The 22,672-nt window shown below is 68.1% G+C and carries 25 protein-coding genes; 10 read left to right on the forward strand and 15 right to left on the reverse strand.

What is annotated here, in order from left to right; translation table 11 throughout:
• The first annotated feature begins 8 nt into the window (after positions 1 to 8).
• Positions 9 to 452 carry a GbsR/MarR family transcriptional regulator gene (locus EXE63_RS09065; RefSeq protein WP_168145481.1) on the forward strand — a complete coding sequence of 148 codons (444 nt, stop codon included), beginning with the start codon at positions 9 to 11 and terminating at the stop codon, positions 450 to 452.
• Here EXE63_RS09065 and EXE63_RS09070 read toward each other — a convergent pair.
• A complete protein-coding gene (locus EXE63_RS09070) occupies positions 449 to 1,069 on the reverse strand; it encodes a TetR/AcrR family transcriptional regulator (protein WP_168141677.1) in 621 nt (206 codons plus the stop codon). The two genes, EXE63_RS09065 and EXE63_RS09070, sit on opposite strands and share 4 nt — an antisense overlap.
• A complete protein-coding gene (locus EXE63_RS09075) occupies positions 1,066 to 2,583 on the reverse strand; it encodes an FAD-dependent monooxygenase (RefSeq protein ID WP_234904425.1) in 1,518 nt (505 codons plus the stop codon). Before EXE63_RS09075 ends, EXE63_RS09070 begins: the two co-directional genes overlap by 4 nt.
• 145 nt (positions 2,584 to 2,728) lie before the next feature.
• Between EXE63_RS09075 and EXE63_RS09080 the strand changes: the two genes are divergently transcribed.
• Genes EXE63_RS09080 through mmsB form a run of 3 tightly spaced genes read left to right on the forward strand, consistent with a single transcriptional unit; the run spans position 2,729 to position 6,305 of the window.
• Positions 2,729 to 4,249 (forward strand): CoA-acylating methylmalonate-semialdehyde dehydrogenase, encoded by a 1,521-nt coding sequence (locus tag EXE63_RS09080; protein WP_168141678.1) that lies wholly within the window; start codon positions 2,729 to 2,731, stop codon positions 4,247 to 4,249.
• Positions 4,250 to 5,410, forward strand: a complete 1,161-nt coding sequence (locus EXE63_RS09085) for an acyl-CoA dehydrogenase family protein (protein WP_168141679.1) — start codon at positions 4,250 to 4,252, stop codon at positions 5,408 to 5,410.
• 19 nt (positions 5,411 to 5,429) lie between these two features.
• Positions 5,430 to 6,305: a 3-hydroxyisobutyrate dehydrogenase gene (gene mmsB, locus EXE63_RS09090; protein WP_168141680.1), complete on the forward strand. Its 876-nt coding sequence runs from the start codon at positions 5,430 to 5,432 to the stop codon at positions 6,303 to 6,305.
• 9 nt (positions 6,306 to 6,314) lie between these two features.
• Here mmsB and EXE63_RS09095 read toward each other — a convergent pair whose 3' ends face one another.
• A complete protein-coding gene (locus EXE63_RS09095; RefSeq protein ID WP_168141681.1) occupies positions 6,315 to 7,112 on the reverse strand; it encodes an HAD family hydrolase in 798 nt (265 codons plus the stop codon).
• Between the two features lie 104 nt (positions 7,113 to 7,216).
• On the opposite strand from EXE63_RS09095, the gene EXE63_RS09100 reads away from it, so the two are divergent.
• Positions 7,217 to 7,879, forward strand: a complete 663-nt coding sequence (locus tag EXE63_RS09100; RefSeq protein WP_168141682.1) for a response regulator — start codon at positions 7,217 to 7,219, stop codon at positions 7,877 to 7,879.
• Entirely contained in the window at positions 7,876 to 9,075 is a 1,200-nt protein-coding gene (locus EXE63_RS09105) for a GAF domain-containing sensor histidine kinase (RefSeq protein ID WP_168141683.1), read from the forward strand. Before EXE63_RS09100 ends, EXE63_RS09105 begins: the two co-directional genes overlap by 4 nt.
• A 7-nt stretch (positions 9,076 to 9,082) precedes the next feature.
• Here EXE63_RS09105 and EXE63_RS09110 read toward each other — a convergent pair whose 3' ends face one another.
• The 3 genes from EXE63_RS09110 to EXE63_RS09120 all read right to left on the reverse strand — a co-directional run bounded on the left by EXE63_RS09110 (position 9,083) and on the right by EXE63_RS09120 (position 10,884).
• A complete protein-coding gene (locus EXE63_RS09110; protein ID WP_105362512.1) occupies positions 9,083 to 9,586 on the reverse strand; it encodes a MarR family transcriptional regulator in 504 nt (167 codons plus the stop codon).
• A gap of 63 nt (positions 9,587 to 9,649) precedes the next feature.
• Positions 9,650 to 10,363: an anti-sigma factor family protein gene (locus EXE63_RS09115; protein WP_168141684.1), complete on the reverse strand. Its 714-nt coding sequence runs from the start codon at positions 10,361 to 10,363 to the stop codon at positions 9,650 to 9,652.
• On the reverse strand, positions 10,360 to 10,884 hold the full coding sequence (locus tag EXE63_RS09120) for a sigma-70 family RNA polymerase sigma factor (protein WP_105362514.1): 525 nt from the start codon (positions 10,882 to 10,884) through the stop codon (positions 10,360 to 10,362). The genes EXE63_RS09115 and EXE63_RS09120 overlap by 4 nt, the downstream gene beginning before the upstream one ends.
• A gap of 144 nt (positions 10,885 to 11,028) precedes the next feature.
• On the opposite strand from EXE63_RS09120, the gene EXE63_RS09125 reads away from it, so the two are divergent.
• The gene (locus EXE63_RS09125; protein ID WP_168141685.1) at positions 11,029 to 11,694 is read left to right on the forward strand and encodes a GntR family transcriptional regulator; all 666 of its coding nucleotides are present in this window, start codon (positions 11,029 to 11,031) and stop codon (positions 11,692 to 11,694) included.
• An 11-nt stretch (positions 11,695 to 11,705) separates the two neighbouring features.
• Here EXE63_RS09125 and map read toward each other — a convergent pair whose 3' ends face one another.
• From map to secY, 3 genes are read right to left on the reverse strand one after another with little or no spacing between them, the layout of a single operon-like run.
• Positions 11,706 to 12,500 carry a type I methionyl aminopeptidase gene (map, locus tag EXE63_RS09130; protein WP_168141686.1) on the reverse strand — a complete coding sequence of 265 codons (795 nt, stop codon included), beginning with the start codon at positions 12,498 to 12,500 and terminating at the stop codon, positions 11,706 to 11,708.
• Between the two features lie 27 nt (positions 12,501 to 12,527).
• Positions 12,528 to 13,073, reverse strand: a complete 546-nt coding sequence (locus EXE63_RS09135) for an adenylate kinase (RefSeq protein WP_105362518.1) — start codon at positions 13,071 to 13,073, stop codon at positions 12,528 to 12,530.
• 15 nt (positions 13,074 to 13,088) lie between these two features.
• Entirely contained in the window at positions 13,089 to 14,417 is a 1,329-nt protein-coding gene (secY, locus tag EXE63_RS09140) for a preprotein translocase subunit SecY (protein ID WP_168141687.1), read from the reverse strand.
• A 261-nt stretch (positions 14,418 to 14,678) separates the two neighbouring features.
• Between secY and EXE63_RS09145 the strand changes: the two genes are divergently transcribed.
• The 3 genes from EXE63_RS09145 to EXE63_RS09155 are packed head-to-tail and all read left to right on the forward strand — an operon-like array spanning position 14,679 to position 17,410.
• Positions 14,679 to 15,593 (forward strand): class I SAM-dependent methyltransferase, encoded by a 915-nt coding sequence (locus EXE63_RS09145; protein WP_168141688.1) that lies wholly within the window; start codon positions 14,679 to 14,681, stop codon positions 15,591 to 15,593.
• Entirely contained in the window at positions 15,593 to 16,489 is an 897-nt protein-coding gene (locus EXE63_RS09150) for a class I SAM-dependent methyltransferase (RefSeq protein ID WP_168141689.1), read from the forward strand. Before EXE63_RS09145 ends, EXE63_RS09150 begins: the two co-directional genes overlap by 1 nt.
• A gap of 9 nt (positions 16,490 to 16,498) precedes the next feature.
• The gene (locus tag EXE63_RS09155) at positions 16,499 to 17,410 is read left to right on the forward strand and encodes a class I SAM-dependent methyltransferase (protein ID WP_168141690.1); all 912 of its coding nucleotides are present in this window, start codon (positions 16,499 to 16,501) and stop codon (positions 17,408 to 17,410) included.
• Positions 17,411 to 17,428: 18 nt separating this feature from the next.
• Here EXE63_RS09155 and EXE63_RS09160 read toward each other — a convergent pair whose 3' ends face one another.
• The 6 genes from EXE63_RS09160 to EXE63_RS09185 form a co-directional block, all read right to left on the reverse strand.
• Entirely contained in the window at positions 17,429 to 17,785 is a 357-nt protein-coding gene (locus EXE63_RS09160) for an STAS domain-containing protein (RefSeq protein WP_168145483.1), read from the reverse strand.
• 29 nt (positions 17,786 to 17,814) lie between these two features.
• Positions 17,815 to 18,897 (reverse strand): glycosyltransferase, encoded by a 1,083-nt coding sequence (locus tag EXE63_RS09165; RefSeq protein WP_168141691.1) that lies wholly within the window; start codon positions 18,895 to 18,897, stop codon positions 17,815 to 17,817.
• A complete protein-coding gene (locus tag EXE63_RS09170) occupies positions 18,897 to 19,601 on the reverse strand; it encodes a glycosyltransferase family 2 protein (protein WP_168141692.1) in 705 nt (234 codons plus the stop codon). The genes EXE63_RS09165 and EXE63_RS09170 overlap by 1 nt, the downstream gene beginning before the upstream one ends.
• Entirely contained in the window at positions 19,598 to 20,959 is a 1,362-nt protein-coding gene (locus tag EXE63_RS09175) for a PIG-L family deacetylase (protein WP_168141693.1), read from the reverse strand. Before EXE63_RS09175 ends, EXE63_RS09170 begins: the two co-directional genes overlap by 4 nt.
• Positions 20,952 to 21,968 carry an acyl-CoA dehydrogenase family protein gene (locus tag EXE63_RS09180; RefSeq protein ID WP_168141694.1) on the reverse strand — a complete coding sequence of 339 codons (1,017 nt, stop codon included), beginning with the start codon at positions 21,966 to 21,968 and terminating at the stop codon, positions 20,952 to 20,954. Before EXE63_RS09180 ends, EXE63_RS09175 begins: the two co-directional genes overlap by 8 nt.
• A 62-nt stretch (positions 21,969 to 22,030) precedes the next feature.
• The gene (locus tag EXE63_RS09185) at positions 22,031 to 22,669 is read right to left on the reverse strand and encodes a helix-turn-helix transcriptional regulator (protein WP_168141695.1); all 639 of its coding nucleotides are present in this window, start codon (positions 22,667 to 22,669) and stop codon (positions 22,031 to 22,033) included.
• Positions 22,670 to 22,672 lie beyond the last annotated feature (3 nt).

A 22,672-nucleotide genomic window follows, 5' to 3' on the forward strand; every position in this document is an offset into this window, starting at 1 on the left:
CGTCAGAACTGCAGCACGCCGCCGAACAACTCGCGCTGGTGCTGTCCAGCCACGGGCTGCAGCGCATGACGGCGCGGGTGCTCGCAACGCTGCTCTTCACCGAGCGCCCCAGCATGACCATGGGCGAGCTCGCCGATGACCTGCAGGCGAGTGCGGGTTCGATCTCGGGCGCACTCAAGATGCTCACCTCGGTCGGCCTTGCCGAACGAGTTCCCGCACCGGCCAGCAGACGCGACCACTTCCGGCTGCGCGACGATGCCTGGGCCATCCTGTTCACCAACCAGAACGAGACCCTGTCGGCCATGCAGGCCGCAGCCGACGCCGGCATCGCGGCCACCGAGGACGACAGTGCGGCCCGTGAGCGGCTGAGTCAGATGCGCGACTTCTACGCCTTCCTGATGGCGGAGATCCCGGCCCTGCTGGACCGGTGGCATCAGGAACGCCAGGCCTAGTCTCGATCCACCCGACTCGGTAGCAGCCCCACTTGGCGGTAGACCTGGCGCAGGTACCGCCGCATCTCGGTGACATCGGGTGGATTCGGCTGCAGCACACGGTAGGTGATCGCGCCCACCATCATGTCGATGGTGACCTCGACGTCGGTGTCGGCGGCCACGGTTCCTTCCTGACGGGCCCGCTCCAACAGCCGCGCGGCCAGTTGGCGACGCGGCAGGATATAGCGCTCCCAGTAGCGGGCCATCAACTCCGGGTGACTGACCGCCGAGCCGAACACCCTGGCCACCAGGGCGCGGTACTCAGCGGTGGCCGCCATGGCCGCCGCACCGTCGATCGCCGCCTCCACCAACGCATACGGCGACTGTGTCTCGATGACCTCCGACGCCGCCCACCCGACCTCCTCGGCCACCAGGGTCTCCATTGCCGCAGCGATCACCTCTTCCTTGCTCGACCAGCGGCGATAGATCGTCGGCTTGCCGACGCCCGCCCGCTTGGCGATCTGCTCCATGCTGGTCCCCTCGACGCCCCTGTCGATGAACAGCGCCAGAGCGGCCCGCAGGATGGCCAGATCGGTTGCGGCATCACGCGGTCGACCCCGGCCCACCGGCCCATTCATCGGACGGTGCCGGTCTCCAGAGCTGAAGCGAGCCAGCGGTTCAGGTCGGCCTCCTCGCCGGGGCTACCCCGCCACGCCAGGTGCCCGTCCGGGCGGATGAGCATCAACTCCGCACCGTCGTGACCGAGACAGCCGACGAAATCGCCGAGCCTGCGCAGCGCCGCGGTGGCGTCCGCTCCGAGCGTTGTGCCGGCTGGCCGCAACAATGCCCACCGGCCGCCGAGTTCGCGGTGCAGCCGTGCGGGTGTCCCGTCGGCAAGCGTGCAGGCAATGTCGGCGATCCGGTCCCCCGGCCGCGGCCTGGGCCCGCGCCCGCCGAGCGGTCCCTTGCGATAACTCACCCATAGCTGTGACGCGGTGAAGGTCGTCCAGCGTTGCACGGCACCGACGCTGAAGATCCGCGGGGCCACCCGATCCCGCAGGAAGCGCCCGACCGGGTTGCTCGCGATGTTGACCCTGGTCACCGCGCTGGTACCCCGCAGCACCCCCTTGGCCAAGGGTCGCCGTTCGGCCTCGTAGGTGTCCAGCAGCGCGTCGGTGGCCAGGCCGCGCACCACCAACGCGAGTTTGAATGCCAGATTCTCGGCATCCCCGATCCCGGTGAGCATCCCCTGCCCACCGAACGGCGAATGGGCATGGGCCGCATCGCCGGCGATCAGGATCCGGCCGCGCCGGTAGGTGTGGGCCAGTCTGCGGTGCACGGTGAACACCGACAGCCATTGCGGATCACCGACACGAACGTCGAGCCCGGTGCGCTCGGGCAGCACCGTTCGGATCCGCTGGAGAATCTCACCGTCAGTGGGCTTTTGACCCTGGTCCGGGTCATAGGCGAAGACCCGCCACAGATCGCCGCCGCCCTGGGGGTCGGGCATCGGCATCACGCCGATCACGCCATCGGGATGTATCCACCCGGACGTACCTCCCCTGTCGACGTCCCAATCCAGATGCACATCCGCCAGCAGGAAGCGTTCGGTGAGCTTTACCCCGGGAAACCCGATATCCGCCAGTTGCCTTGTGCTGCTGGAGGTACCGTCGCACCCGACGACCCAACGGGCCCGGACCGTCTCGCCGCCGTCGAGTTCGGCCAGCGCGCACCCGGGTTCCTGCCGCAGACCGACCAGGGCCCTGCCCCACTCCGGCACGAGACCGAGAGCAGCCAACCGGTCTCGCAACGCACCTTCGACCCGGGCTTGCGACACCACCATCGGTGGAGCGGCAGTGCCCAGACCCGGGTCACCGAACTCCAGCGTCATCAGCGGACGTCCGCCCAGATAGCTGGTGATCCGCATGGCGCGCAACGACTCTTCGGGAAGGGTCCCGAGGCCGCCGATGCGGCCCAGCACCTCCGAACCGCGGGCGTGCAGGAAGTTCGCCCGCGATGTCGTGGCCGGGCCGCCGGCGCGATCGACGATCCGCACCGACAATCCGTGCAGGCGCAGCGCACACGCCAGCGTCAGACCGGTGGGCCCGGCGCCCACCACCAGCACGTCGATGTCCATCGCGGGCGCAGTCATCCGAATATCTTAACGACACCGTAACGTAAATAAAAGGGGTCCCGCCTCGACCCTTGCCAAACCTCGTGACGAATTACTAGGATATGCAAGTATCTCGGCCGTGCGCCGGGCCTCTGAATTCTGCTCACCCCTTTGGACGGACGTCATGACCACACAGATTCCGCACTTCATCAACGGCGAGCGCAGCGCCCTCGCATCCACCCGCACCGCCGATGTGCTCAACCCCAGCACCGGCGAGGTCCAGGCCCAGGTCCTGCTCGCCTCGACCGCCGACGTCGGCACCGCCGTCGCCAACGCCGTCGAGGCGCAGAAGGTGTGGGCCGCCTACAACCCGCAGCGCCGCGCGCGGGTCTTCATGCGCTTCGTCGACCTGGTCAACCAGAACGCCGACGAGCTCGCCCGGCTGCTGTCCATCGAGCACGGCAAGACCGTCGCGGACTCCCTGGGCGACATCCAGCGCGGTATCGAGGTCATCGAGTTCGCGATCGGCATCCCCCACCTGCTCAAGGGTGAGTTCACCGAGGGCGCGGGCACCGGTATCGATGTCTACTCGATCCGCCAGCCGCTCGGCGTCGTCGCCGGTATCACCCCGTTCAACTTCCCGGCGATGATTCCGTTGTGGAAGGCCGGACCGGCGCTCGCGTGCGGAAACGCGTTCATCCTCAAGCCCTCCGAGCGCGACCCCTCGGTCCCGCTGCGGCTGGCCGAGCTTTTCATCGAGGCCGGTCTGCCCCCGGGCGTGTTCCAGGTGGTCCAGGGCGACAAGGAGGCCGTCGACGCCATCCTGACCCACCCCGACGTCCAGGCGGTCGGTTTCGTCGGGTCCTCCGACATCGCGCAGTACATCTACTCCACCGCGGCCGCACACGGCAAGCGTTCACAGTGCTTCGGCGGCGCCAAGAACCACATGATCGTGCTGCCCGACGCCGATCTCGACCAGGCCGTCGACGCCCTGATCGGCGCGGGCTACGGCAGCGCCGGTGAGCGCTGCATGGCGATCAGCGTCGCGGTACCCGTCGGCGAGGAAACCGCAAACCGCCTGCGCGCCAAGCTCGTCGAGCGCGTCAACCAGCTACGCGTCGGGCACAGCCTGGACCCCAAGGCCGACTACGGCCCGCTGGTCACCGGCGCCGCGCTGGAGCGGGTCCGCGACTACATCGGCCAGGGTGTGGACGCCGGCGCCGAAATCGTGATCGACGGCCGCGAACGCGCCACCGACGAACTCACCTTCGACGACCAGAGCCTCGAAGGCGGCTACTTCATCGGGCCCACCCTGTTCGACCACGTCACCACCGACATGTCCATCTACACCGACGAGATCTTCGGGCCCGTGCTGTGCATCGTGCGCGCCGAGGACTACGAAGCCGCACTCGAACTGCCCACCAAGCACGAATACGGCAATGGCGTGGCGATCTTCACCCGCGACGGTGATGCCGCCCGCGACTTCGTCTCCCGGGTGCAGGTCGGCATGGTCGGGGTCAACGTGCCGATCCCGGTTCCGGTGGCCTATCACACCTTCGGTGGCTGGAAGCGGTCCGGTTTCGGCGATCTCAACCAGCACGGACCCGCCTCGATCCAGTTCTACACCAAGGTGAAGACCGTCACCGAGCGCTGGCCCTCCGGCATCAAGGATGGCGCCGAGTTCGTCATCCCCACCATGAAGTAGGTGCCGGTGTTCGAGTTGGATGACGACGAGCGCGTCATCACCGAGACGGCGGCCGCCTTCGCCGAGAAACGCATCGCGCCGTTCGCACTGGTTTGGGATGAGTCCCATCACTTCCCGACCGACGTGCTGCGCGCGGCCGCCGAGCTGGGCATGGCGGGCATCTACTGTGCCGAGGATGCCGGCGGCAGCGGACTACGCCGACTGGATGCGGTGCGCATCTTCGAAGCGCTCGCGGCCGCCGACCCCACGATCGCCGCGTTCCTGTCCATCCACAACATGTGTGCCTGGATGGTGGACAGCTTCGGCACCGACGAGCAGCGCAAGACGCTGGTGCCCAAACTCGCGTCCATGGAATCCATCGCCAGCTACTGCCTCACCGAGCCAGGAGCAGGATCGGACGCGGCGGCGTTGCGCACCAAGGCCGTTCGGGACGGTGACCACTACGTCCTGGACGGGGTGAAGCAGTTCATCTCCGGGGCGGGTGTGTCGGACCTGTATGTGGTGATGGCCCGCACCGGCGCCGACGGACCCCGCGGCATCTCGGCGTTCGTCGTCGAGAAGGACACCCCAGGCGTGAGTTTCGGCGCCGATGAGCAGAAGATGGGCTGGAATGCCCAACCCACCGCTCAGGTCGTGTTCGAGGGTGCCCGGGTGCCGGCCGACGCGCTGCTGGGCGGCACCGAGGGCACCGGTTTCGGGATCGCGATGAACGGGCTCAACGGCGGCCGCATCAATATCGCGGCGTGCTCGCTGGGTGGCGCGCAGGCCGCCTACGACAAGACGGTGAGCTATCTCGCCGACCGGCAGGCGTTCGGTGGAGCACTGCTCGACGAGCCGACCATCCGTTTTACGCTCGCAGATATGGCCACCGGCCTGGAGACCTCGCGGAACATGTTGTGGCGAGCGGCATCCGCCCTCGACAGCGACCACCCCGACAAGGTGACCCTGTGCGCGATGGCCAAGCGCTACGTCACCGACACCTGTTACGAGGTCGCCGACCAGGCCCTGCAGCTGCACGGCGGCTACGGCTACCTCAAGGAATACGGCTTGGAGAAAATCGTCCGGGATCTGCGGGTACACCGCATCCTGGAGGGCACCAACGAGATCATGCGCGTGGTCATCGGCCGGGCGGAATCCGCCCGGGCCAGGGCCGCCGGCTAACGAGAGGTAAGGCAGAAAGATGAGCACCGTTGCTTTTCTGGGACTGGGTAACATGGGCGGCCCGATGGCCGCCAACCTGCTGGCGGCCGGACATGCCGTGCAGGGCTTCGATCCCGTCACCGCAGCCAAAGATGCCGCAAAGGCCAACGGCGCCAGCGTTTTCGACAGAGGCGCCGAAGCCGTTGCCGGTGCCGATATCGTGATCACCATGTTGCCCAGCGGTGTGCTGGTGAAGAACTGCTATGCGGACATCCTGCCCAAGGCTGCCGCGGGCGCTCTGTTCATCGACAGCTCCACCATCTCCGTCGATGACGCCCGGGAAGTGCACAAGCTGGCCGCCGACCATGGTTTCGCCCAGCTCGACGCACCGGTGTCCGGCGGCGTCAAGGGCGCGGTGGCCGGCACGCTGGCGTTCATGGTCGGTGGCGACACCGAGGCAGTCGAGCGCGGTCGCCCCGTGCTGGAGGCCATGGCGGGCAAGATCATTCACTGCGGCGACTCCGGCGCCGGCCAGGCGGCCAAGGTGTGCAACAACATGGTGCTGGCGGTCCAGCAGATCGCCGTCGGGGAGGCATTCGTGCTCGCCGAGAAGCTCGGACTGGACAAGCAGTCCCTTTTCGACGTGATCACCGGTGCCACCGGCAACTGCTGGTCGGTCCACACGAACTGCCCGGTGCCCGGGCCCGTTCCCACCTCGCCGGCCAACCACGATTTCAAACCGGGCTTCGCGACGGCGCTGATGAACAAGGACCTCGGTCTGGCCATGGACGCCGTCACCTCGACCGGGTCCGCGGCGCCGCTGGGCAGCCACGCCGCCGAGATCTACGCCAACTTTGCCCGCGACCACGCCGACAAGGACTTCAGCGCGGTCATCGAGTACATCCGCAACGGATAGCCGGATCCGCTAGGCCGCCGACGGGCTGTGCTGATCCCACCACCGGGCGTGCAGCCGGCGACAGTTGGCCAGCCGCAACGCATCTCCGGTGCCGTTGTAGCCGGCACGCACCGCAGCGGCCGCCCGTCCTCGCCCGGCGTCGGCATCGATGAGCACGGTGGCCACACCGGCCGCATTCGCGCTGCGCAACGCGGCGGGTGAGCCGGCCACGGCCAGCGCATCATGGGGCGCGACCCCGAGTTCGGCGAGCGCGTGCGCGAACAGATTCGGCCCGCTCACGTCGTCGGCGGTCACGACGGATTCGACGAGACCCTCACCGACCAGCTGACGCACCAGTGGCTCGGCCCAGCTGCGCCGGCCGGTGGTGACGACGCTGACCGGGATGTGCGCCACGAAGGCGTCCATCACCAGGTCCACCAGGCCTGGGCGCGGCGTCAGGCCGGCGTCGAGGATCATCTCCTCGAACATCATGTCCTTGGCCGCGCATATCTCGTCGACGAGCAGCTTGACCAGCACATCGCATTCCGTGCCGACGCACCGTTTGCGCAGTTCGGCGGCGACCCGCTGGCGTTCGTCCGGCAGCGCCATCAGCCGCTGATAGCGCCCGACGCTCCACTGCAGGTCCAGCCCCAGCGAGGCGAATGCGGCGTTGTAGACCACGCGGTGACCGTCGAGGTCCAGCTCGGACAGGGCGTCGAGGTCGAACACCACCGCATGCAGCGGGTAGGCAGCCGGGTCGTCGGGCTCGTCGCCATGCCACCAGAACTGACCGGTCGCGGGCCATGCTTTTCCCTCACGCGTGGACATGCCCCCACAGTGGCCCACGTCACATACCCGCCGCGTCCCCCATAAGGGGGATTGGGCAGGCCAAGTTGGGAAGAAGTGCGGGTCGCCACGCCTAAGGTGTTGCCATGGCGCCCTCCAGCCCGCTGCGTCTCGTGCTGGTCGATGACCACGAGATGGTCATCGAGGGTCTCAAGGCCATGCTGACCACCTTCGGCGACCGGGTCCAGGTGGTCGGTCAGGCCATCGGCGCCGAGCAGGCTGTCCTCGTCGTGCAAGAGCTGCAACCCGACATCGTGTTGTGCGATGTCCGCATGCAGGGCTCCAGCGGCCTGGATCTGTGTGTCACGCTGCGGGAGCGAAACCCGGACCGCAAGGTGGTGATGCTGTCGGTCTACGACGACGAGCAGTACCTGTTCCAGGCGCTGCGGGTCGGGGCGTCGGGTTATCTGCTCAAGAGCATCAGCAGCGACGAGCTGGTGCGCCAGCTGGAGTTCGCGCACCGCGGCCAGACCGCGATCGACCCGACCATGGCCGCCCGTGCCGCCGACACCGCGGCCCGCCTGCAGCGCGACGAGTTCTGGCCCGGCGTCCGGCAGGGTCTGACACAGCGGGAGAGCGAGATCCTGTCCTACGTGGTCAGCGGGCTGTCGAACCGCGGTATCGCCGGCAAGCTGGTGATCGGCGAGGAGACCGTCAAAACCCACCTGAGCTCGATCTACCGCAAGCTCGGCGTGAGCGACCGCACCGGTGCGGTGGCCACCGCGCTGCGTGAGGGGATCTATCAGTGACCTACCCGGTGCTGACCGCCGACCGAGAGCTGGCGCTGTTGCGCGAGCTGATCCAGGCGACCTCCAGCGGTCCGGGCGTGGAGCCGCTGGCCGCGGCCGCCGCCCGGATGATCACCGATGCCACCGCGACAGACGTCTGCTTCGTACACGTCCTCGACGACACCGACCGTTCGCTGACCCTCACCGGAGCGACCCCGCCCTTCGACAGCGAGGTCGGCAAGATCCGGTTGCCGCTGGGCAGCGGGATCTCCGGCTGGGTGGCCAGCAACCGGCAGCCGGTGGTGATCAGCCACGACAAGGAATCCGACCCGCGCTATCTACCGTTCGAGTCGCTGCGCGGCTCGGACTTCACCTCGATGGTGTCGGTGCCGATGGAGACCGACCCGGGTGGTCTGGTCGGGGTGCTCAACGTGCACACCGTGCACCGGCGCGAGTTCACCGCACGTGACGTCGAACTGCTGCTGGTGATCGGACGGTTGATCGCAGGCGCGCTGCATCAGGCCCGGCTGCACCGCCAGCTCGTGGCCCGTGAGCGGGCCCACGAGAACTTCGTCGAGCAGGTGATCCAGGCCCAGGAACTGGAACGGCGGCGCCTGGCCGGCGATATCCATGACGGCATCTCCCAGCGCCTCGTGACGCTGTCCTACTGGCTGGACGCGGCCACCCGGGCGGTGGCCGACGAGGCGGGTGCCCCCTCGAACGCGGCAGCCGATCACCTCGCCAAGGCCCGCGAGCTGGTCGACCTGACGCTGCAGGAGGCCCGCGCCGCGATCGGTGGATTGCGCCCGCCGGTGCTCGACGATCTCGGGTTGGCCGGCGGCCTTGCCAGTCTGGCCCGTTCGATACCGCAACCCGCCATCGACGTCGACCTGGCGCAGGACCGGCTGCCCGATCACATCGAACTGGCGCTGTACCGGATCGCCCAGGAATGCCTGCAGAACGTGGTCAAGCATGCCCACGCCACCCGCGCGAAGCTGACCTACAGCGTGAAGGACGACCTGGCACGTCTCGAAATCGTCGACGACGGAGTCGGATTCGATACGTTCGAGCATCCGCTGGGCAGCGACGAGATGGGCGGCTACGGGTTGCTGTCGATGGCCGAACGCGCCGAGATCGTGGGTGGCAGGCTGCACATCCGGTCCCGGCCGGACGTGGGCACCACCGTCACCGCCACCATCCCGCTGCCGTCGGCGTAGCCGCGCCTCAGAAATCGCCGGCGTGCCGGCGCAGCGTCTCGATCGAGGTCGCCAGCGACCTGGACTCGTCGGTGGAGATACCGATATCGGCGAAGACATCCTTGTTGAGCGTCTCGGTCGCGTCCTCGACGGTGGAGCGGCCCAGTTCGGTCAGCCGCACCAGCGTGGTGCGCCCGTCTGTCGGGTGTGGCAGACGTTCCACCAGCCCGTCGCTCTCCAACCGCCGGATGGCGTGCGTGACGCTGGTGACGTGAACCTGCAGGCGGTCAGAGGCTTTGGTGATGGGCAACTCGCCGTTGCGGCTGAAAGCCAGCAGACGCAGCAGTTCGAACCGGGAGAAACTGAGGTCGTAGGGCCGCAGCGCGGTCTCGACCCGGGCCAGCAGGATCTGATGGGCCCGCATCACCGAGGTCACCGCCACCATGCCGTCGGCGACCTCACCCCAGCCGGCCCGTTCCCAGTTCGCACGCGCCAGCGTGATCGGGTCACGTTTGCCGGGAGGTGAGGGCATGACCTTTCTTACCGCACCGGCGGGGCTTTTCCCGTATCGAGGCGCCGACGGATCACCCGGACCTCACAGATTCCGCTCCAGCAGCACGGTGCCATCGTCGGCGGAAACCAGTTGCACAGCGGCGATTCCGCTCTGTGGCAGCGCGACGTTGCCGCTGGGCAGCGCGGTGGCGCCGGACAGGCCGAGCCAGGTCGCGACCTGGGTCCGGCTGCCGTCGTGTCCCACGACGACCATTCCGAGATTCTGCGCCGCGCCGTCGCGTTGACCCCAGTCCCCGTAGCTGCACGCCATGTCGATGCGAGTGCCCCAGCTGTAGCTGGACAGGGCGATACTCGCATTGATCGGCGTCTCGCTGACCTTGTCCATCTCCAGCATCGCGACGGCCGGTGAACCCTGTTGCAGACCCACGGTTTCCGGTGCGACGACCACGACCAGACCGACGGCGAGCAGCGCTGCCGCCACACCCACCGCGACCGTGGTCAGCCACCGGGACCTGCGGCGCCGGGCTCGCACCCGGTCCAACACGTGCTCGCGAAGTTCCGGCCGCAGCGGCGGGTCGGGCAGCCGGTGGTCCAGCGCCGTCACCTCGTCGAGGTCCACCATCGCCAGCAGCGCCGGCATCCCGGTCAGCTCGGCGACCGCGTCGCGGCAGCGTGCACAGGTCTGCAGGTGGGCCTCGAAGTCGCGGCGCTCGCCGGGAGTCAGCGCGCCGAGCACGTAACTGGCGTCCCAGGTGAGGTACGGGTCGCCCGCGGCGGTCTGGGTGAAGTCGGTCATCGGGTCACCCCCATTTCCTGCAGGTTCAGTCTCAGCGCCCGCACCGCGTAATGCAGCCGGGATTTCACCGTCCCTTCGGCGATGCCGAGGTCGGCGGCGATCTGCGCGGTACTCCAGCCTTGGTAGTAGGCCCGCCGGATGACCGCGCGGTGGTCCTCGGAGAGTTCGCTCAACGCGGTGCTGATCAGCAGTCGGTCCAACGCGGTGTCCACTTCGTCGGGGCCGGCAGCGGCAGTGTTTCCGGCGACCGTTTCGACATCGGGCGTTCCTGCCTCGTTGCGGAACCGCGCACTGCGCCGTTCGTCGATGACGAGATTACGCGCCACGGTGTACAGCCAGGCCCGAGCGGGCCGATCCGGGTCGGCGCTGACTTCGGGATGGCGCCAGGCCCGCAACAGCGTCTCCTGCACCACGTCCTCCGCCCTGCCGGCATCGCCGGTCAAGCGCAGGGCGTAGCGCCACAGCGCTGCTGCGTGCTCGTCGTACAACACCCGCATCATCGCGGCCTCCGGATCGTCCACTCCCAACCTCCGTCTCTGACACGACGTGGGTGGCCGGCGAGTTCAACCTAACGCCGGTACCTGGGAGATTGCCCACGGTCTACCGCGGCCTGGCCGGCGTTGCAGGAGTCGGTGTCCATCAGCACGCAACCTAAGATCGTCTGCATGCCGGTACCGGGTGAGCAGGGCAAACACAAGCGGTCGCTGCTGCGCGAGCAGGCCTACCTGTCACTGCGGGACGCCATCGTCAACGGCACGTTGGCTCCCGGCGAGAAACTGCGCGACCCGGAGCTGGAGAAGTGGCTCGGCATCAGTCGTACACCGATCCGGGAGGCCATGGCCCGCCTGGAGACGGCCGGCCTGGTGCACACCATGCCCGGCCGGTCCACCGTCGTGTCCACCATCGAACGCAAGGCCGTGCTCGACGCGCAGGCCGTCGCCGCGGCCATGCACGCGCTCGCGGTCCGCATCGCGGTCCCGCTGATGGGCACCGGTGAGTATGCCGCCATGGCGGAGGCCAACACGGAGTTCGCGGACGCACTCACCGCGGGCGATCCTGCGGCGGCGTTGGCCGCGGACGACCGGTTTCACCACGTCGCCGTGGCGGCGAGCGAGAATCAGGCCATCGCGGTGGCCCTGGAGTCGGTGACCCCGGTCCTCAGGCGATTGGAGTACCAGCGCTTCTCGTCGTTGTCCGGGCGCCAGTCGATCGCGCAACACGAGCGGATCATCGAACTCTGCCGCCACGGCGATGCCGATGCTGCAGCGGCCGCGACGCAACAGAACTGGGAGACCCTCACCTTCCTGGCCAGTGACCAGGATGTGCATTAGACCCCGCCGGCTCAGAGCGTCAGGATGCGCGGTCCGTCCGCGGTGACGGCCACGGTGTGCTCCCAATGCGCGGCGCGTGAACCGTCGGTGGTCACCACGGTCCAGTCGTCGTCGAGCACCTTGGTGTTCGCCGTGCCCAGTGTCAGCATCGGCTCGATCGCCAGCACCGATCCGACCTCGAGGTACGGGCCCTTTCCGGGCGCGCCCTCATTGGGCAGGAACGGATCCATGTGCATCTCGCGACCGATGCCGTGCCCGCCGTAGCCGGCAACGATGCCGTACTTGCGGTCGTCGCGTGCCTCGGCGGCATGCGTGCCGACCTCGATGGCATGGGAGACATCGGTCAACCGGTTGCCGGGCACCATCGCGGCAATACCCGCCTCCATCGACGCCCTGGTGGCCTCGGACAGCAGTTCGTCGGCCGGAATGAGTGCCCCGACGCCGAAGGTGACGGCGGAATCGCCGTGCCAGTCGTCGAGGATGGCCCCGCAGTCGATCGACACCAGGTCACCGGCGACGAGTTTCTCGGCATCCGAGGGGATGCCGTGCACGACGCGGTCGTTGACCGATGCGCAGACGGTGGCCGGGAACCCGTGATAGCCGAGGAACGACGGCACACCGCCGCCGTCGCGGATCACCGATTCGGCGATCCGGTCCAGTTCACCGGTGGACACGCCGGGGGCGGCGGCATGGCGGACGGCTTTGAGCGCCGCGGCCACCAGTGCGCCCGCGGCGGCCATCGCGTCGAGTTCGCCGGGGCTGCGCTGGGGCACGACCTTGCGACGCAGGCCGGGCACGTTGATCATGATTGGCCGATCAAGGGGTGCTCCTGATTACTGGCCGAGCGCCTGCAACGCCCGGGCGAACACCTCGTCCAGGGTGCCGACGGCCTCGACGGTCTTCAGTTCGTCTGCGTAATAGTCCAGCAGCGGTGCGGTCTCGGCGTTGTAGACCGCCATCCGGTTGCGGATGACCTCTTCGGTGTCGTCGGCGCGGCCGCGACCCTTGAGGCGCTCGAGCAACTCGTCCTCGGACACCCGGAACTCCAGCACCGCGTCCAGCTTCAGGCCGCGCTTGGCCAGCATCTCCTTGAGCGCCTCGGCCTGCTCGACCGAGCGCGGGTATCCGTCGAGGATGAACCCGGCGGCCGCGTCATCGTGGTCGATGCGGTCGTCGACGAGCGCGTTGGTGAGCGTGGCGGGCACCAGGTCACCGGCGTCGAGGTACTTCTTGGCTTCCACGCCGAGCGGGGTGCCGGCGCCGATGTTGTGGCGGAACAGGTCTCCGGTGGAGATCTGCGGGATGCCCAGCTGGGCGGCGAGCTTCTCCGCCTGGGTTCCTTTTCCGGCACCGGGAGGTCCGAGCAATACGATTCTCACTTCAGGAACCCTCTCTCACTTCAAGAAACCTTCGTAGTTGCGCTGCATGAGCTGGCTCTCGATCTGCTTCACGGTATCCAACCCCACGCCGATCATGATCAGCACCGCAACGCCGCCGAAGGGCAGGTTCTGCAGGGTAGCGCCGCCGCTGCCGGCCTGCAGAACGACGTTCGGGAGCACCGCGATCACACCGAGGTAGATCGAGCCCGGCAGGGTGATGCGGCTCAGCACGAAACGCAGATAGTCAGCGGTGGGCTTGCCCGGTCGGATACCCGGGATGAACCCACCGAACTTCTTCATCTCGTCGGCCCGTTCCTCCGGGTTGAACGTGATGGACACATAGAAGTACGTGAAGAAGATGATCAGGCCGAAGTAGAAGGCGATATGGACCGGTGCGGTCGGGTTGGACAGATGGTTGGCCACGAACGAGCTCCACCACCCGGTGCCCGGGTTGTCGCGGCCACTGTCGATGAGCTGGGTGACCAGCTGTGGGATGTAGATCAGCGAGGACGCGAAGATCACCGGGATGACGCCGGCCTGGTTGACCTTGAGCGGCAGGTAGGTCGAGGTGCCGCCGTACATGCGCCGGCCCACCATGCGCTTGGCGTACTGCACCGGGATGCGGCGCTGCCCCTGCTCGACGAACACCACACCGACCAGCACGGCCAGCGCGCCGATGCAGACGAAGGTGAAGACCATGCCGCCGCGGGCGTCCAGGATGGCCTTGCCCTCGGCCGGGATGCGGGCCGCGATGCCCGCGAAGATCAGCAGCGACATGCCGTTGCCGACGCCGCGCTCGGTGACCAGCTCGCCCATCCACATGACCAGGGCGGCACCGGCGGTCATGACCAGCACGATGATGACCAGGCCGAAGATCGACGAGTCCTCGATGATGTCCAGGCTGCAACCCTGCATCAGGCCACCGTTGGCGGCCAGCGCCACGATGCTGGTGGCCTGCAGGATCGCCAGTGCGATCGACAGGTACCGGGTGTACTGGGTCATCTTGGCCTGACCGGCCTGACCCTCCTTCTTGAGCTGCTCGAAGCGCGGGATGACCACGGTCAGCAGCTGCACGATGATGCTGGCGGTGATGTAGGGCATGACGCCGACCGCGAACACCGACAGCTGCAGCAGCGCGCCACCGGAGAACAGGTTGATCAGCGAGTAGATCTGCGCCGAGTCACCGCCGCTGACCTGCTCGATGCACTGCTGCACGTTCGGGTAGTTGACGCCCGGCGACGGAATGGTCGCGCCGACGCGGTACAGAATGACCAACCCGAGGGTGAACAGGATCTTGCGCCTGAGGTCGGCAGTCCGCATCGACGAGATGAAAGCCGAAAGCACTCTTCCTCCTGCGCAGCCGACTTCAATCGCGCGGCGTGCAATGGGGCTGGAAAATCCAGCGTCTGGTTAAAGTCTCATGCGCTCTAGCTGCAGGTTCACCGCCCGCATAGTCGCGCGTCAAACAGTCTACGAGAGTAACAGCTGTGCCCCGCACCGCCCTTGTCCACGACGCGAGCGCGACGGCGAGGTCCAACAGGATCGAAGCGTACAGTCGGTGGTGTTCATTAAATCAGCTAATTAAATTGTGCGAAGGAGATCGCCATGGCACGCACCGACGGAGACAGCTGGGACCTGGCGTCCAGCGTGGGCGCCACCGCGACGATGGTCGCGGCGGCCCGCGCGATGGCGAGCGCCGCCCCGGACCCCGTGATCAACGACCAGTTCGCCGCCCCCCTGGTGCGCGCGGTGGGCGTCGACTTCTTCACCAAGCTCGTCGACGGCGAGCTCACCGAAGCCGATCTTGGCGACGATCCGCAGCTGAACATCGCGCGCTTCGCCAATGGGATGGCCGCGCGCACCCGGTTCTTCGACGACTTCTTCGCCGACGCCGGCGCGGCGGGCGTGCGGCAGGCCGTCATCCTGGCGGCCGGCCTGGACTCGCGCGCCTACCGGCTGGCCTGGCCCGCCGGCACCGTGGTCTACGAGATCGACCAGCCCGAGGTGATCGCCTTCAAATCCCGGACGCTCGCCGAACTGGGCGCCCAGCCCATCGCGGTCCGCCGCGCCGTCGCGGCCGACCTGCGCGACGACTGGGTGTCGGCACTGCGGTCGGCAGGTTTCGATCCGACGGCACCGACGGCCTGGATCGCCGAGGGACTGTTCGGTTACCTGCCCCCCGAGGCGCAGGACCGGCTGCTCGGCCTGATCACCGAGAACAGCGCGCCCGGCAGCCGGGTCGCCGCCGAGGCGGTGCCCGCCACCATGGACGTCGATCCGGAGGCGGTCCGGGAGCGGATGCAGACGGTAACCGAGAAGTGGTCCTCGCACGGGTTCGATCTGGACTTCAGCGAGCTGATCTATCTCGGTGATCGCACGGAAGCGGCGACGCACCTCACCGAACTCGGCTGGCAGACCTCGGCGATCCCGACCAACGGCCTGCTGGCGCAGTACGGACTGCCCCTCATCGAAGAAGATCAGCAGTTCGGGCAGGCGTCCTACCTCACCGCGGTCAAGTGATGGCACGGTCCGAGGGCGACAGCTGGGACCTGGCCTCCAGCGTGGGCGCCACCGCCACCTCGGTGGCCGCCTCCCGGGCGCTCGCCAGCCGTGGGCCCGACCCGCTGATCGACGACCCCTACGCCGCGACGCTCGTCGAGGCCGTCGGCGTCCCGCACTTCGTGAAGATGGCCAACGGCGATTTCGACGACAGCCACGATCCGCTCTTCGGACGGGACCAGATGCGTGCGCACATCGCGGTGCGCACCCGGTTCTTCGACGACTTCTTCGCATCAGCCTGCGCTGCGGGGGTACGTCAAGCGGTCATCCTCGCCTCCGGGCTCGACACCCGCGTCTACCGCCTGGGCTGGCCCGCCGGGACCGTCGTGTTCGAGATCGACCAACCGGCCGTCGTCGAGTTCAAGACCCGGGTGCTCGCCGACACCGGCGCCACGCCCGGTGCGGATCGCCGTACCGTCGGCATCGACCTGCGCGAGGACTGGCCGGCCGCCCTGCGGAGCGCCGGTTTCGATCCGTCGGCCCCGACGGCGTGGATCGCCGAAGGGTTGCTGATCTATCTGCCCCCGGAAGCGCAGGACCGGCTGCTGGACAACATCACTGCACTCAGCGCCCCCGGCAGCGCGCTGGCCACCGAGCACATGGACGCCAAGGCCCTCACCGGGGACTGGGCCAAGGAGCTCAGCGCGCGCGGCCGCCGGTACGGCAGCGATATCGATCTGAACGAGTTGTTCTACAGCGGCCCGCGCACCTCGGCCGGCGATCACCTGAGCGCGGCCGGCTGGCGGGTGACGGTGCTGCCCAACGACGAGGCCTATGCCGCCCAGGGATTCGAGCGTCCCCACGACGAACTGGCGGCGATGGTGGGAGACTCCGGCTATCTGACGGCCAACAAGTGAGGTATTGCCATGGCACGCTCCGAGGGTGACAGCTGGGACCTGGCTTCCAGTGTCGGCGCGACGGCGACGATGGTGGCCGCGGGTCGGGCCATCGCCACCAACGCCGAGCACCCGCTGTTCGACGATCCGTTCGCCGCGCCGCTGGTGCGCGCGGTGGGCATCGAGGCCTTCACCTTGATGGTCGACGGCACCATCGATATCGCGGCCATCGCTCCCGAGGGCGCGGCGCAGGTCAAGTCAAATATCGACGAGATGGCGGTGCGGACGAAGTTTTTCGACGACTACTTCGTCAACGCAGGCGCATCCGGTGTCCGTCAGGCCGTCATCCTGGCCGCCGGGCTCGATGCCCGCGCCTACCGGTTACCGTGGGCGGACGGCACGGTCGTCTACGAGGTCGACCAGCCCGATGTCATCGAATTCAAGACCCGGACACTGGCAGATCTGGGCGCCTCCCCCACCGCCGAACGCAGGACTGTGCCGATCGATCTGCGCGAGGATTGGCCGGCGGCCATGCGCGCAGCGGGCCTGGACCCCGAGCGTCCGACGGCGTGGTGCGCCGAGGGCCTGCTGATCTATCTGCCGCAGGAGGCGCAGGACCGGTTGTTCGACAACATCCACGAACTCAGCGCGCCGGGGAGCACCGTCGCCACCGAATTCGTGCCGGGTATGCGGGATTTCGACCCGGAGAAGGCGCGCGCCGCGGCCGACACCTTCGCCCGGCTGGGTCTTGAGATGGATATGCCGTCGCTGATCTACCACGGTGAGCGCACCTCTGCCGCGGACTATCTGAGCGCGAAGGGCTGGCAGATGACCGGCGTTCCCCGTACCGAGCTGTTCGCCAGCTACGGTCTGCCCACACCGGAGTTCGGTGACCGGGATGTGCTCGGCGAGATCGTCTACATCAGCGGCGCATTGCCGTAACCGATCCTCGCCGGCCGGTCAGTCCCGGACCGCCGCCAAGGCCTCGTCGAGTTCGGCGAACACACCCACGATATCGGCGATGCCGATCAGCTTGAGTGGGCGGCTGGTGGCGGGGCCGTCGGCCACCACCACGAAACGCACCCCGGGTGACAGGTCGGCATGGGCGGCCACCAGCACGCCCATCCCCGACGAGGCCAGGAACTCCACCGCACCCAGATCCACCACGATCGCCGCGGGCGTCGCGGCCGCGGCGGCCGCGATGGCCGCGGCCAGTTGCGGTGCGGTGATCGCATCGACGGTTCCGCTGACCACCACCACGATGGCACCGTCGATTCGGCGCTCCTCGATGGTGCAGCCGGACGGATGGCTTGTCATGGTCGCCTGCTCCTTCATGTCGTTCTCGATCACTGTCGGGAAACCTCCAGTCCGTTCGTGCGTCGCGCCAGCGTCAGCAGCTGTTCGTAGCCGTCGACCGTGCGATCGCTGCTCAGTCGGGCCCGCGCCGATAGGCCGACGCGCTCCCGGTCTGTCCGCATCACGGCGTCGAGGGCGGCGGCAAGGCGGGCGGACTCACCGTCACCGGCTGTCACCAGGACACCCCCGGGCAGCATCACCACCTCGGCCAGCCCACCACGGCGCAGGCCCACCACTGGCGTCCCGCACATCTGAGATTCCGCGGCCACCAGGCAGAACGGCTCCTCCCAACGCGGTGTCACCAACGTTGCCGCGCTCTGGCCGTAGAACTCGGCGAGTTCGTCATCGCGCAGTGAGCCGACATATTCGGCCCGAGGTCCGAGCGCCGGCCGGATCACGTCGTCGAACCAGCCGATGTCACTGACCGGTCCGGCCAGACGCAGCCGCCGGCCGTAGCGGGCCGCCGCCTCGATGGCGATATCGGCGCCCTTCTCCGGGGCGAGGCGCCCGGCCCAGGCCAGGTCGTCACCACCGGGCCCCACCGGGAATCCGGCGGGATCGACACCGTTGTGAATCACGCGGACGTCGCGCAGCGTCGCCCACTGTCTGCGCAGCGCCGCGCTGACCGCCACCAGATGCGACGCCGGGCCCGCCAGCCAGGCACCGATCTCCATCCAGGGGAACGGAGGGGTGTGCAGTGTCGTGACCATCGGCACCCGCAGTGTGGAGCTGAGGGACAGCGGCAGCTGATGCAGGCTCTGATTGAGTACGGCGTCGATATCGTTGCGGTGCAGAAGATCCCGCATCACCGACAGATAGGCCACCTGATCGCTGAGGAAATGCGGCTCGGGCATGTTCGGGTCGCCAGACGCGATCGTCGACAGCTCCGGGGTATTCGGCATGACGTGCAGGTCATCGGCGAGCGCCGGGGTGGTGCCGGCGCGGGCCCACAATTCGACATGGTGTCCACGTTCGCGCAGTCCGCGAATGAGGATCGCGGTGAAGCGCTCCTGTCCCCCCGCATAGGGTTCGGCCACCGGGTGACGTGCCGGCCCGATCACGGCGATCCTCATCAGTTCGCCTCGGCTTCCAGGCCCGCGATGTAGGTGCCGAACCCGCCGTTCACCCGTGACTCGGTGCGCCCGGAGGTGAGGACACTGGTCTGGTGCGTGGCCACCCACCGCTGCGTGCGGGCGCGGATACGCTCGACGAGACCGACATCCTCCCGGCTCTCGGCATCCCGAAAGCCCCCGGCACGCAGATAGATATCGGCACGGAAGCCGAGATTGGCGCCGTGCACATGGTCGTGCCCCTCGGTGAGATCGTGATGCCGCAGCCAGCTTTCGTAGATCGCCGGGCTGACATCACCCGGTGTCACGGTTCCGATCACCGCGTCGAGGCCCGAGTCCGCGAACTCGATCTGCCTGTGCAGCCAGTCATCCGGCACCACGGTGTCGGCATCGGTGCACGCTATCCACAGCTCGGCGGTGTCGACCCCGGCCTGCCGGGCCCGGTTGATCGCGTCCGCCGTGCCCAGCTGCCGCACGGCGCCGACACAGTCGGCGCCGCTGGTGAGGACGCGAACCCCGAACTCGCCGACGACATCGAGCGTGCCGTCGGCACAGTTGTTCAGCACCACCGTGATTCCGCCCGTGACACCGGGATTCTCGGCGTTCAGAACGGCGATGCTGCCGCGCAGGCTGTGCAGGCAGGCCCCGATATGCGCCTGCTCGTTGCGGGCCGGCACCACGACCTCGACATGACGGATGGTGGTCATGATGCGCCGCGGTATTCACGGTAGACCGAGACGGGTTCGCCCCATACCTCGACGATCAGGTCGACATCGGCGTAGCGGGCGCGCAGCGGGAGATCCAACAGCGCCGCGGCCTGTGCATGCACGGTGGCGCCATCGAGCGGGATGTCGGCCGTCGGCCCTCGCCAGTGCGCCAGCACGATCTCTCCGCGGGCGGTGAGCCGCCTGCGGACGGCGCGCAGCGTCGCGATCAGGTCGGGACCGTCCAGGAAGTAGCCGATCTCGGAAAGGATGATGGCGTCGAATGACTCGTCGGGCAGATCGTCGGGGGCGACCCCGCAGATCCATCGCACCGCGCCGGTCCTGTTCCGGGCGACCGCCAGCGCGCGTTCGCTCGCATCGATCGCCACCACGGTGTCGGCCCGGCCCGTCAGTTGTTCGGCGAGCTGCCCGGTGGCGCAACCGACCTCAAGGATCCGCTGGTAGCGCTCACGTCCCAGACAGGCCAGCACCAACTCGAGTCGGCGCCGCTCATAGGCGAAGTCATCGAGGTGCCACGGATCGTCCTCGCCGGTCGCCATCATCGCGTCGAACGGTTCGGCGACGGCAGCCCGCGCCCGCCCGCCACCCACGGCGGCACGGACCCGATCCGCGAGATCCGCCGCGGCGGGCATCAAGACGGTTTCGAAGACCCGATGGGCGCGGCTGCGCACCGACGAGCCGACGATCGGCAGGCCGTCATCGGAGTACAGCTGGCTGAGGTAGCAGTCGATGGCCGATCTCTTAGCATCCAGGCCCTTCAGCGAGGGCGCCAGGGTCCGAACTCGCGACCAATCCATGTCTTTCGGTGTCGCCCAGTGCCACAACCAGATCGGATAGTTGATCAGCACCGCGGATCGACGACGCACCGCCGACTCGGCTGCCCGCGCGACGGCGTCATGATCGGAATGCCCATCACATTCCACCGGTGCGAACACCACGGTGCGCTCATCGATCAGCTCGGCCAGCCGCCGGATCAGTTCGTCCTCATGGGTATCCAGGCCGCCGTCGGGCAGATCCCACCACAACGCCGAGATCCGGTCACCGAGTGCCGCGGTGGCTCTGTCGCCTTCGATGCGCCGCGGTGTCGATCCGGGGCCGGAACCGCCGTGAGTGACGAAGACGATGGTGATGTCGGCGTTTCGCGCGCTCAGGTCCGACAGCGTCGCCCCGAGCGAGAGTGTCTCGTCGTCGGGATGGGGGGCCACCACCACGATGCGCGGGCACCGCGCGACAATCGCGTCCAGGTCCAGCCTGGGCACTCCGTTCCATCCGGAGTCGAGCAACCAGGTCGCTTCGTCGGTACCGGCCTCCCGGTGTGTGAAGGGGCGAGGGTCATCCATGACGACGCTCCGCGGCCCCCAGGGCGAGCTCGCCCAGATAGGCCAGATCACGGTGTCCGTGATGCTGCCGTAGGTACACACCCAGATCGGCCACCCGTCGGGCGTACTCCTCCTCGCCCACCAGCGGGCCCGGGCCGAGCACGTAACCCGCGCTGCGCAAGGTCTTTTCGCTCACCCGCGCGACCGCGGCCCGTACCCGTTGCGCGAGCAGCATGGGGTCATCGTGGCCGGCATCTATGGCGGCCGCCGCGTGCTCCAGACAGGTGCCGGCGGTGAACAGGCCCTCGTCGACGTCTCCGAACTGGGCGAGCGATATCGGGTCCCGCGCGCGATCTGCCAGGTGGTGCACGATCCGTTCCCGGAAGGCCAGCGCGATGCCGTACCAGACGGCGGCCACACCTATTCCGCCCCAGGCGAATCCCGGCCGTTGCACGTACCAGCCCGGGCTGTCCAGCGCCACCGCGGGCAACGCCTGGATCTCGATGGGTCCGCTGGGTATGGCGGCCAGCCCGCGGGACACCCATGTCGTCGGCGCGACGCGCACGTGCCGCGGATCAAGCCGAACCGCGAAGGCCTGCTGTCCGCCTCCCTCGACCTCGGCGGTGATCACCGCGTGCGACAACCGCCCGGCCAGCGAACACCACGGCTTGCTGCCCGACAGGGTCCAGCCGTCCGGGCCCTGCGTTGCCGCCAGTTTCAGTCCCGACCCGTGCGCCGCGTATACCCCCCAGGTGGAACCGGCATCCGCGCCGATCGCCGGGATGTCGGCGCTCATGCCCGCCTGTGCCAGGATCGCATGCGCATCCAGGTGCGGTTCGACGATCCGAGCCAGCGAGGCATCGACCAGTCCGAGGGTGGCAAGGGTCTGCAGATACTCATGAGTGCGCCCGGCACCGGGACGGCACTGCTGCGCGGAACACTGGGTGGCGACATCGAGCGCCGCCGCGACGTCGACGGGCCCGTCAGCCGGCAGCCGTGACCGCAGTTCCTGATCGATGAGTATCTGCACCCTGACCAGTCAACGCCTGATCGGCCCGCCGAGCTACACCCTTTGGGGTGTGATCCGGGCGCTCAGGGGTGCAGTCGGGACACGTCCGGCCGGAAGTCATGGTCCATCCCCCAGGCCACCGCCTGCGCACGCCGGGTGACGCCGAGCTTGCGATAGGTGGAACGCACCACGGACTTGACCGTGTTGATGGACAGATAGCAGCGTTCGGCGATCTCGCTGTTGGTCTGGCCCTGGGTGATCAGCGCGAGGACCTCGGCTTCCCGGGCAGACAGGCCCGCGTCCCGGCCGGGCCACTCCATCGGCATGGACATGCTGCCGTCGCCGCGTTCCACCACCGTCTCGCCGGCATGGATACGCTCCAGGCAGTCGACCAACGTGTCGACCGGCAGCGATTTGGCCAGATAGCCGCTCACCCCGCCGGCCAGCGAGCGGTCGATCAGCAGCTGGTCGATATTCCAGGAGTACACCGCAACCCGGCCGATATGAGGCTGGCCGACCAGGTCACTGACATCGGTGCGGTCCCCTTGGGCGGCGGCAAAGGTGTCCCAGATCGCGATGTCGACCGGGCTCTGCACATCGGTCCTGGAATCGAGTTCGACGATGCGCAGCCGGTCCCGGTAGGGCTGCAACAATGCGGCCAGCCCCGCGACGATCAGTTCGTAGTCGTTCACGATCGCCAGGCTCACGGGCGAACCGCGCATGGA

Source organism: Mycolicibacterium frederiksbergense, assembly GCF_012223425.1.
Classification (GTDB): Bacteria; Actinomycetota; Actinomycetes; order Mycobacteriales; family Mycobacteriaceae; genus Mycobacterium; species Mycobacterium frederiksbergense.